6 protein-coding genes are annotated in these 11,335 nt (G+C 69.5%); 3 read left to right on the top strand and 3 right to left on the bottom strand.

The window, feature by feature from the left end:
* Positions 1 to 518 precede the first annotated feature (518 nt).
* The 3 genes from RQG77_RS05480 to RQG77_RS05470 all read right to left on the bottom strand — a co-directional run bounded on the left by RQG77_RS05480 (position 519) and on the right by RQG77_RS05470 (position 7,740).
* Complete coding sequence (locus RQG77_RS05480) at positions 519 to 977, bottom strand: GNAT family N-acetyltransferase (RefSeq protein ID WP_311243804.1); 459 nt, start codon at positions 975 to 977, stop codon at positions 519 to 521.
* A gap of 60 nt (positions 978 to 1,037) precedes the next feature.
* Positions 1,038 to 1,904, bottom strand: coding sequence for an EamA family transporter (locus tag RQG77_RS05475; protein WP_311243803.1), 867 nt, complete (start codon positions 1,902 to 1,904; stop codon positions 1,038 to 1,040).
* Between the two features lie 277 nt (positions 1,905 to 2,181).
* The gene (locus RQG77_RS05470) at positions 2,182 to 7,740 is read right to left on the bottom strand and encodes a hypothetical protein (RefSeq protein ID WP_311243802.1); all 5,559 of its coding nucleotides are present in this window, start codon (positions 7,738 to 7,740) and stop codon (positions 2,182 to 2,184) included.
* Between the two features lie 252 nt (positions 7,741 to 7,992).
* On the opposite strand from RQG77_RS05470, the gene RQG77_RS05465 reads away from it, so the two are divergent.
* Genes RQG77_RS05465 through RQG77_RS05455 form a run of 3 tightly spaced genes read left to right on the top strand, consistent with a single transcriptional unit; the run spans position 7,993 to position 11,326 of the window.
* Positions 7,993 to 9,276 (top strand): M18 family aminopeptidase, encoded by a 1,284-nt coding sequence (locus tag RQG77_RS05465; protein WP_311243801.1) that lies wholly within the window; start codon positions 7,993 to 7,995, stop codon positions 9,274 to 9,276.
* Positions 9,277 to 9,311: 35 nt separating this feature from the next.
* Positions 9,312 to 10,757: a cytosine permease gene (locus tag RQG77_RS05460; protein ID WP_311243800.1), complete on the top strand. Its 1,446-nt coding sequence runs from the start codon at positions 9,312 to 9,314 to the stop codon at positions 10,755 to 10,757.
* Positions 10,754 to 11,326 carry an isochorismatase family protein gene (locus RQG77_RS05455; protein ID WP_311243799.1) on the top strand — a complete coding sequence of 191 codons (573 nt, stop codon included), beginning with the start codon at positions 10,754 to 10,756 and terminating at the stop codon, positions 11,324 to 11,326. Before RQG77_RS05460 ends, RQG77_RS05455 begins: the two co-directional genes overlap by 4 nt.
* Positions 11,327 to 11,335 lie beyond the last annotated feature (9 nt).

Genomic DNA, 11,335 nt, shown 5'->3' with positions numbered 1-11,335 from the left:
GGAGCGTCGGAACGAAACGAGACCGCGCACGCGTCGAGACCCGGGCAGGCGTCACGGCTCCGAGCATTCTGCATGACAGTCGATGGGAGCGTCGGAACGAAACGAGACCGCGCACGCGTCGAGACCCGGGCAGGCGTCACGGCTCCGAGCATTCTGTATGACAGTCGATGGGAGCGTCGGGACGAAACGAGACCGCGCACGCGTCGAGACCCGCGCAGTCGTCACGGCTCCGAGTGATTCGGCAAGACAGTCGAGGGGAGCGTCGGGACGAAACGAGACCGCGCACGCGTCGAGACCGCGCAGGCCTTACCGCTCCGAGCGGTCCGAAGAGACATGGATGGGAACGGGAGTGAGAGCGTCGGCACGACAGGAGGATGAAACCGCGCAAGACCCGCGGGCGGGTTCGGTGACCCCGATGGGCAGGTCCGGCAGGAGCGGGACCGGTGAGCAGGACGGGAAAAAGCGGGCAGGACGGGAGAAAGTGAGCAGGACGGGAGAAAGCGGGCAGGGCCGACCGCTCAGCCCCGCACCGACTCCGCCTTCAGGAACACGTCGACCGCATCCTCGCGCTCGAGCACGAAGCCGTTCCTCTCATACAGCCGACGTGCCGGACTCCCCTGCAGCACGTTGAGGCGGAACGGCTGCCGATCGGCACCACGCTCCACCAGAACCGCAGCGAGCACCGCAGAGCCCAGCCCGCACCCCTGCGAACCCGGCGCGAGGTAGAAGTGCTCGATCCACACGGCGTCGGGTTCGCCCCGGACCGCGATGAGACCGACATCCTCCCCGTCCACGACGATCACGCGCGTGTGCTCCGGAGCGAACGCATCAAGGAACCGCTGCCGCACGCGCGCAGGGTCGTACCGGCCGAGGCGCTCCAGATCGGGGCGCATGACGATCGCTCGCAGCTCCGCCATCCACGGAGCATCCGACGGACCGCTGGCTCGAAGACTCCACCCGACTGACACAGCATCCATCCAATCACCCGATTCACCTGACGCGCTCCGCCTGCGTCCGGCCCCAGGCGATCCGAGTCCCTACAGCGCGAGCAGCACGATTCCGGCGGCGACGACGGCGGATGCGGCGATCCGCCACCCCGGCCTGCTCTCCTTCAGCGCGAAGACGCCGAAGAGGCTGACCAGCACGACACTGACCTCGCGCAGCGGGGCGACGAGGGCGACGGGCGCGATCTGGATGGCGGTGAGGACGAGGATGTAGGACAGCGGCGACAGAATGCTGAACGCCACGATCCGCCGCCACTGCGTGCGGCCGAGCGTGCGAACGGCCGCCCACCGCCCGCGGACACCGATCGAGTAGAACGGGATCTCGAGCAGCATCGTGCCGACCATGAACGCGACGGGCGACAGGTTCCAGGTGCGCACGGCGTTGGCATCCCAGATCGTGTAGACCGCGATCGCGACGCCGGTGAGAAGACCGAACAGGAGTCCAGGGTCGATGGCTCGCCGCGAGCGGGACGAGCGTCCACGGTCGACGAGCCCGATCGCGACCACTCCGAGGATGATCGCAGCGACGCCGACGAGCGCGAGGGCGGACGGGCGCTCCCCCAGCAGCAACACGGCGACGATGACCGACAGGAACGGCCCTGTGCCCCTCGCGGTCGCGTAGACGGTGGACAGGTTGCCCTCGCGGTACCCGCGCTGCAGGACCGCCATGTAGATCACATGCAGCACGGCCGACACCCCCACGCCCAACAGGAAGCCGCGCAGGTCATCGGTGCCGAGCCCGCCGGTGAATGGGATGACCCCGATCCACACGACCGCGCCGCCGACGGCGCCCCACCACAGGAACGGCATACCGGCCTTGCTCACCCCGTGCGCGATGACGTTCCAGGCGGCATGGGTGACCGCGGCGGCGAAGACGAGGGCGAAGGCGAGAGCGGACACGTGAGACCCTTCCGTCCATCGCGAGGCGCGACGAACAGGGTCCTCCGGGCTTTTGTCCTGTCAGATGACGGCACCCCTGCGGAGGGGCACTGTGGCGCCGCTCGGACCAGACGGGACGAACCCCGGAACCCTAGGCGCTATCAGGACTCACGGTACCCCGCGATGGTGACCGGGAGGTGAACAGAGCACGCGAACAGCGCACGAGCCCTCACGAGGATGCCGGATGAGCAGCGAAGCGCCCGGCACGGGATCCGTGCCGGGCGCCTCACACCGACTCTCAGCTCGACAGGTCTGCGCTCTCCCGGCGTCGCACGCGCGAGATCAGGAGCACGAGCGCACCGATCGCGAGCAGTGCGAGCGCCCAGCCCAGACCGGTGATGACACCACCGGTCGTCGCGAGGACGTCGAGATCGACCGTCGTGGTGGCGGCCGCCGTGACGACGATCGTGCCTGCGGCACCGCTCACGGTCGCGACGTTCACGACCTGGCCGCTCGCGACATCGGCCGTCGTCAGCGTGTAGCCGATCGGGCCGCAGGCCGCGGTGTCGCCGGGCGCGAGGTCGGGCACGTCGCACGAGAGCACCCCTCCGAGCTTCGGGTCGTCGATCGCGATGGCCGTCAGCGTGCGTGCTCCGGTGTTCGTCACGGTGAAGCGGAACTGCACCGTGTCGCCGGCATCCACCTTGCCGTTGCCGTTCACGTCGGCGTACTCGCCACCGGTCTTCGCGAGCGCGATCGCCGGCTGCGCCTCGAGAGGCGTGATCACGGTGTCCTCATCAGTCGGAGGCTCCTCAGTGACGCCCGTGCCGGTTCCCGTGCCCGTGGCCGTGGCGGTGTTGACGATCTGCCCTGCGTCGATCTCGGCCTGGGTCAGCACCGCAGCCGGCCCGTCGCACAGCGCCGACTCACCAGGGGCGAGGTCGGTCGTGTCGCAGACGACCGCGCCGCTCAGGCGCGGGTCCGACACCGAGACGGCGGAGAGCGTCGTCGTTCCCGTGTTGGTGACGGTGAACGTGTAGGCGATGGTGTCGCCGGCATCCGTCCGTCCGTTGCCGTTCGCGTCGACGACGGCCGCAGCCGACTTCAGCAGCGTGAGCGCATCGGTGCCGACCACGGTCACGTCCGCGTCATCCGTGCCCTCGGCGCTGCCGGCGACCGACTGACCGGTCACCGTCGCGGTGTTGCGCACGATGCCGGCGTCGACGTCAGCCTGCGTGAGCACGTACTCGACGGGTCCGCAGTCGACGTCGTCGGTCGGCGCGAGGGCGAGACCGTCGAGAGCGGGGCAGTCCACGACGCCGCCGAGCAGCGGGTCGTCGAGGACGATGTCGGTCAGGACGGTCGTGCCGGTGTTGCTGATCCGGAACGAGTAGGCGATCGTGTCGCCGGCCCCGATCATCCCGTCGTCGTTCGCGTCGACCGGCTCGCCAGGCGTCTTCGTCAGGGAGATGCCGGGAGTACCGGCGAACAGCACCTCGGCGGAGGCGTCATCGCTCACGGCACCCAGCGGCCCGGTACCTGTCGCGGTGGCCGTGTTCGGGCGGCTGCCGTTCTCGATGTCCGTCTGCGTGAGCGTGTAGGTGAACGGCCCGCAGTCGCTGGAGGCACCGACGCCGAGCGCGTCGATCGTGCACAGCACCCCGGCTCCGAGCAGCGGGTCGGTGATCTCCACGTCGCTCAGGGTCGTGTTGCCCGTGTTGCTCGTCGTGAACGTGTACTGCACCGTGTCACCGGCACCGATGAACCCGTCGCCGTTCGCGTCCTGCACCAGACCGACGTTCTTCTGCAGGTCGAGGCCGGCGGTCTGATCGATGTCGGCGGAGGCGGATGCCGTGTCCGACACCGTCCCGACCGGGGCATCGGCTGTGACCGATGCCGTGTTGCGTACGATCCCCGCGTCGATGTCGTCCTGGGTCAGCGTGTACTCGACCGGCACGCAGGTCACGGATGCTCCCGGAGCGAGCGAAGTCCCCGCGAGCGCCGCGCACACGACCGGTCCGCCCAGCATCGGGTCGGTGATCTGCGCGTTCGTCAGGGTCGTGGTGCCGGTGTTCGTGACGATGAACGTGTAGGCGATGGTGTCGCCGGACGTCACCTGCGCGCCGCCGTCGACGTCGATCACCGTGCTCGGCGACTTCGTCAGCCCGATGCTGTTCACCGCGGGAACCGTCACGTCGGCCTCCGCGCCATCGGTCGCCGTGCCCAGTGCGGACTGGGCGGTGACGGATGCCTCGTTGTGCACTGTGCCCTCATCGATGTCCTGCTGCGTGAGCACGTAGACCACAGGCGCGCAGGTCACCGAGGCACCCGGTGCGAGCGGTGCCCCGAATGCCGCACAGGCCACCGCCCCTCCGAGCAGCGGATCGGCGATCGCTGCACTCGTGAGCGTGACGGTGCCGGTGTTGCGCACCGTGAACGTGTAGGCGACGGTGTCGCCGACGTCGGCGCGTCCGTTCCCGTTCGCGTCGACCGGCGCTCCTGCCGTCTTCACGAGCTCGACCTGCGGGGTGCCCGACACCGGGACCTCGACCGTCGAGGTGTTGTCCGACGGATCGGGGTCCGGCGTCGTCGACGTCACGGTCGCGGTGTTCGACAGCGTGGCGGTCGCGATCGCGGGGTCGACCGTGCCGCTGACCGTCGCGGTGAAGGTCGCGCCGACGGCGAGGGCGCCGACCGCGCAGTCGAGCTGCGCTGCGGTGATGGTGCAGCCGGCGGTGGGCGTCGTCGGGTTCAGCAGGCCGGCCGGCAGGGAGTCCGAGATCGCGACGGCGGATGCCGGGCTGGGTCCGTTGTTCGTCACGACGATCGTGTACGTGATCGGCCCGTTCACCGGTGCCGGGTTCGCCGAGCTCGTCTTCACGATCGACAGGTCGGCCGACGGCGTCACGACGACCGTCGAGGTGCCGGTGTTGTCGGACGGATCGGGATCGGGCGTCGGCGAGGTCGCCGTCGCGTTGTTGGTCAGCGTGCCGACGACGGTCGCGGTGGCCGTCACGGTCAGCGTCGCGGATTCGCCCGGGAGCAGGGTGCCGACGGTCCACTGGTGGTCGGCGGGCGACCAGGCGCCCGCGCTCGGCGTGGCCGAGGTGACCTCGAGTCCGGCCGGCGCGACCTCGGTCACGACGACGCCCGCTGCGGCGGACGGCCCGTCGTTGCGCACCGTGATCACGAAGCTGGCGACGCCACCCAGCGGGATGCTCGGAGTCGACGTCGTCTTCACGACGCTGACGTCTGCGCTCGGGGTGAGCGCCACGTCGACACTGGAGGTGTTGTTCGCCGGGACCGGGTCGGGGGTCGCCGAGGTGGTGGTGGCCGTGTTGCGGATCGTGCCCGAGGCGGTCGCCGCCCACGTGCCGGCGATGTTCACCGTGGCGGAGGCACCCGGTGCGAGGTCGCCGACGGCGCAGTTCACCGTGCCGCCCCCGATGGTGCAGCCCGGATTGATCGACTCGACGGCGAAACCGGCAGGGAGCGTGTCAGTGATCGTCGCCGCACGCGCGACGGACGGGCCGTTGTTCACGACCTCGATCGAGTACGTGAAACCGCTGCCCGGCGTGCCTGTGGCCGGCGCGGTCTTCGCGATGCTGAGGTCGGCGCTCTGCACGATCTCGACCTCTGCCGAGGCGGAGTTGTTCGTGGTGTCGGCGTCTTCTGCCGGCGATGCGACAGAGGCGGTGTTGATGGTGGTGCCCGCCGGGGCGTCGGCCGCGACCACGGTCGACACGACGACGGTGGCGGTGGCCTGATCGGCGAGGTCCGCCCAGGTGCAGCGGACCGTGGTGTCGGTGAATGAGCAGTCGGCCCCGGCCGGGGTAGCGACCCCCGTCACGGTGAAGCCGGAAGGCACGGTGTCGTCGAGCACCGCGTTGACGGCATCCGAGTCACCGTTGTTGGTCACGGTGATCGTGAAGTCGACGGCACCTCCGGCCGCGACCTGCGTCACCGACGGTGTCTTCGTCACCGCGAGATCGGCGATGATGTCGGGCTGGAAGCTGGTGGAGTCGACGTTGTTCGTCGGGTCGGAGTCGGGGGTGCTGCTCGTGACGCTCGCCGAGTTCTGCACGACGGCGTCAGCGCCGGCGGCGATCTCGACGACGACGGTTGTCGTCACCTCGGCACCGGGTGCGAGCGTGCCGATGCTGCACTCGACCACGCCGAGATCGACGGCGCACTCGCCCTGGTCGGACAGGACGCTCACGACGGTGGTCTCGGGGTCGATCGGGTCGGTGAGGCGCACATCCCGCGCCTCGGACGGACCGTCGTTGCGGGTGATGAGCGTGTAGGTGACGTTCTGACCGGCGACCGGGGCCTCCGGGGAGAACGTCTTGGTCACCGACACATCGCTGATCGCGGTCAGGGTGCCCGACGCGGTCGCGGTGTTGTTGGCGGGGTTGACGTCGAATCGCGCCCCAGTCACCGACGCGGTGTTCGTGAGTGCTGCTCCCGGCTCGAACGAGGGCGAGACCGTACCGGTCACGGTGATCGTCGCGCTGGCCCCGACCGCGAGGTCGGGGAGGGAACAGGTGATCGTGCCGCCGACGGTGCAGGATCCGCCGCTCGGCGCGGCCTGAACAGCCGTGAAGCCGGCAGGCACTGCATCCGTCACTGTGACTCCCGTGCCGGTCTGGGGTCCGTTGTTCGTGACCCCGATCGTGAAGGTCGCAGGCTGGCCCGCGACCAGCGGACTCGTGGCGAGCGTCTTGGTGATCGCGAGATCGGCCGCCTGGTTCACCGGCGTCAGTGCCTCCTGCGTCGTCGACGTGCGGTCGATGTTCGTGACCGGCTCGCGGAAGGCGACCCGCGCCTCGTTGACGATCGTGGTGCCGGCGGCCTCCGTCCTGACCTTGGCGTCGAACGTGTACGACGTGACCGCGTCGACGCCGACCGAGCCGCCCACCGTGGCATTTCCACCGTCGCCGAGGCGCACCCGCAGCGTGCGGATGCCGCCCGTGTACTCGCCCCGGTCATCGCCCGTGGCGTCGGTGAGGGCGCCGGCTCCCGCACCGCTCACGATGCGGATGGAGCCTGGCACGAAGTCGATCCCCGCAGGGAGGACGTCGGTCGAGACCGACTGGAGGGCCGGGTTTCCGCCGTCGTTGCGAGTGGTGACGGTGTAGCGCAGCGTGTCGCCGATCTCGGCCGAGGTGCCACCGCGGGTGAGGTTCGCGACCGACTTGGTCGAGATGAGGCAGGGCCCGGTGCCGAAGGAGATGTCGTCGAGCAGGTTGCCGACGGAGGCGTTGCCGGTCGCGCTGCTGACCGCCTGGAATCCGAAGCGCGTCGTGGTCTGCCCGGCGGGCACGGTGTACGAGCCCGTGTGGGTTCCCCAGGCCGCTGTGCCGTCGGTGAGCGATCCGCTGACGTTCGCGAGGGTGCTCCCCGGCACGCCGATCACGACGCGCATCGTGTCGTTGCCCTCACGTCCGCGGTGTTTCAGGGACCAGTACAGCGTCTGCCCTGGCGTCGTGGCGACGTCCTGGTAGAGCGTGCTCGCCTGGGTCGCGTTGAGCTCGGCGAACTGCGACCCCTGCCCCGCCGGGTAGTTGCGGGGGTTGCCGGGGGAACGCCACAGCTCGATCTGGTTGTCGGTCGCGGTCGTGAACCAGCCGGGCACGAGCGCCTCGTCGGCGATGATGACCCCCGAGGCGAACACGGGCTGCTCGAAGCTGCCGTTGTCGAGCGACAGGGACCCCGCGCACTGCGTGGGATTCTGCGCCGCCGACGCCGTGGTCGGCGCCACGGTGTCTGTGACCACCGTGAGTCCGACCGCGATCAGAAGTGCTGCCGTCGCGCCCGCGAGGGCACGACGAATGGACGAGTGAGCGTGTGCAGACACAGCTGTCCCCTGTTTTCTCCCCCGAGGTCTCCCCGCATCGTTCGGAACGACACACCTCGCGCCTCGACCATAGCGGTGGGGGTCGCTTGGATTCAGTCCCGTATCGAACGCCGATATCGGATCGATACCGGTATTCCGGTCATATCGGTCGAGCCGAGTCGGCACCGGCGACCGGCCGGCCGGCTGACCGGCCGCGATCGACCACCGACCGAGCCGATTACGATCGAAGGACCCCCTTCAGGAAGGTCGCTCATGCCCGTCACCCCGGATGCACTCGCTCATGCCGAGGACCTCGCCGACTTCGTCGCCGCCTCTCCCTCGAGCTACCACGCCGCTGCCGAGGTGGCCAGGCGCCTGGAGGATGCCGGATTCACTCCTCTGTCCGAAGAGGACGCGTGGGACGTCGCACCCGGCGGACGCTACGTCGTCGTGCGCGACGGTGCCGCCATCGCATGGACGGTGCCGGCGGATGCCACCGCCACCACACCCGCGCACATCCTCGGCGCTCACACCGACTCCCCCGGCTTCAAGCTCAAGCCGCAGCCGACCACCGGATCGAAGGGGTGGCTGCAGGCGGCCGTCGAGGTCTATGGCGGCCCGCTGCTGAACTCCTGGCTCGACCGCGAGCTGCGCCTCGCCGGACGCCTGGCCCTCGCCGACGGCCGCGTCGTGCTGGCCGACACCGGTGCGCTCCTGCGTCTGCCGCAGCTCGCCGTGCACCTCGACCGCGAGGCGAACAGCGGTCTGGCGCTCGACAAGCAGTTCCAGACGCAGCCCGTCTGGGGCCTCGGCGACCCGACCCAGGAGGACATCCTGGCGGAGCTCGCGGACTCGGCCGGCGTCTCGGCATCCGACATCCGCGGCTACGACGTGGTGATCGCCGACACCGCCCGCGGCGCGGTGTTCGGCAAGGACGACGCGTTCTTCGCCTCGGGCCGCCTCGACGACCTCGCCTCCGTGCACGCGGGAGTCGTGGCGCTCGAGGCTCTCGGCACCCCCTCGACCGGCCCCATCGCCATCCTCGCCGCCTTCGACCACGAGGAACTCGGCTCCAACTCGCGCTCCGGCGCAGCAGGGCCCTTCCTCGAAGACATCCTGGGCCGCGTGTACGACGCCCTCGGCGCCGACGCGTCCGAGCGTCGCCGCGCCCTCTCGGCGTCGTGGTGCCTGTCGAGCGACGTGGGCCACTCGGTGCACCCCAACTACGTGCACAAGCACGATCCTGTGGTGCAGCCCGTGCTCGGCTCCGGGCCGATCCTCAAGCTCAACGCCAACCAGCGGTACGCGACGGATGCCCTCGGCTCCGCCGCCTGGCGCGGCTGGTGCGACGCGGCCGACGTGGTCACGCAGGAGTTCGTCTCGAACAACAACGTGCGCTGCGGGTCGACGATCGGCCCGATCACGGCGACGCGCCTCGGCATCCGCACCGTCGATGTCGGCATCCCGATCCTGTCGATGCACTCGGCGCGCGAACTCGCCGGTGTCTCGGACCTGCACGACCTCACTCGGGTCGCGGGAGCATTCTTCGCCGGCTGAGCCCCGCGGGGCATCCGCAGTGCCAGGATGATGGAATGACGGACATCAAGCCTGCTCTCATCGAGCGCGCGGGCATCGAGATCATCCCCGAATCCGACCGCACGGCGAAGCCGAGCGATCTGTTCTGGCCGTGGTTCGCGGCGAACGTGTCGGTCTTCGGCATGTCGTACGGATCGTTCGTGCTCGGCTTCGGGATCTCGTTCTGGCAGGCGACCGTCGTGTCGGTCATCGGCATCGTCGTGTCGTTCCTGCTGTGCGGGCTGATCGCGATCGCGGGCAAGCGCGGGTCGGCACCGACCATGGTGCTCTCCCGTGCCGCCTTCGGCGTGCAGGGGCAGAAGGTTCCCGGCATCGTGTCGTGGCTGACCTCGATCGGCTGGGAGACGTTCCTCGCGATCATGGCCGTTCTCGCCACGGCCACCGTCATCACCCAGCTCGGCGGCGACGGCGACAGCATCGCGCTGAAGATCACCGCGACCGTCATCGTCGCGGCCCTCATCGTCGCAGCCTCCGTGCTGGGCTATCACACGATTATGAAGCTGCAGTCGGTGCTCACCTGGGTCACCGGCGCCGTGACGATCCTCTACGTCATCCTCGCTGCCCCGAGCATCGACATCGCCGCCGTCATAGCCCGACCGGACGGCGGCATCGGACAGGTCATCGGCGCGCTCGTCATGGTGATGACCGGGTTCGGCCTCGGCTGGATCAACATCGCCGCCGACTGGTCGCGCTACCAGAAGCGCACGGCATCCGACGGGGCGATCGTCGCGTGGAACACGATCGGCGGCTCCGTCGCCCCGGTGATCCTCGTGGTCTTCGGTCTGCTGCTCGCCGGTTCCGACGACGAGCTCAGCGCGGCCATCGCCTCCGATCCGATCGGCGCGCTCGCGACGATCCTCCCCATCTGGGTCCTCGTGCCGTTCCTGCTGACCGCCGTGCTCGCGCTCGTCTCCGGCGCCGTGCTCGGCATCTACTCGTCGGGCCTCACTCTGCTGAGCCTCGGCATCCGGATCCCCCGCCCGTCCGCCGCGGCGATCGACGGCGTGATCCTGACCATCGGCACGATCTACGTCGTGTTCTTCGCCACCGACTTCCTCGGCCCGTTCCAGAGCTTCCTCATCACGCTGGGCGTGCCGCTGGCATCCTGGGCCGGCATCCTGATCGCCGACATCCTTCGGCGCAAGAAGGACTACGACGATGAAGCCCTGTTCGACAGCCACGGTCGCTACGGCGCCTGGGACTGGACCTCGATCGGCACCATGGTGGTCGCCAGCGTGATCGGCTGGGGCTTCGTGCTCAACGGCTTCGCGGACGCCGCGCCCTGGAACAACTGGCAGGGGTACCTGCTCGGCCTCGTCGGCGGAGTCGACGGCGACTGGGCGTATGCGAACCTCGGCGTCTTCTTCGCACTGGTGTTGTCGTTCGTCGTGACGTGGTTCGCCCGCGCCGGAAAGATCCGTCGCCAGGAGCAGACCGCGTGACCGTAGGCACAACCGAGTCGGAGGAGCCCTCCTGGCTGGTCGTGATCGACCCGCAGGCGATCTTCGCGTCGCCCGACTCGGCGTGGGCGTCACCGTTCTTCGCCGACGTGATGCCCCACATTCGCGAGCTCGCCGAGTCGTTCGGCGATCGGGTGATCGTGACACGCTGGATGCCGACCGCCGATCGCTCGACATCCTGGGGCGCGTACTTCGCGGCCTGGCCGTTCGCAGACCGGCCCGCGGATGATCCGCTGTTCGACCTTGTACCCGACGCGGTCGGTCTGTCACCGCATCCGACGCTCGACCTGCCGACGTTCGGCAAGTGGGGCAGCGACATCGAGGCGATCGTGGGTCGTGGCGCCCATGTCGTGCTCGCGGGCGTCTCGACGGACTGCTGCGTCATCTCGACGGCGCTGGCCGCAGCGGATGCCGGAGCCCACGTCACGGTCGCAGCCGACGCGTGCGCGGGGTCGACGGCCGAGAACCACGCCGCGGCGATGCAGGTGATGGGGCTGTATCCGCCGCAGATCACGGTCAGCGACACCGCGGCGGTGCTCGCGGTGCGCTGACGCATGCGA

Source organism: Microbacterium sp. WCS2018Hpa-23, from assembly GCF_031843845.1.
GTDB lineage: Bacteria > Actinomycetota > Actinomycetes > Actinomycetales > Microbacteriaceae > Microbacterium.
Note: the sequence above shows the minus strand (reverse complement) of the source record. Positions and strands in the feature narration are given on the sequence as shown.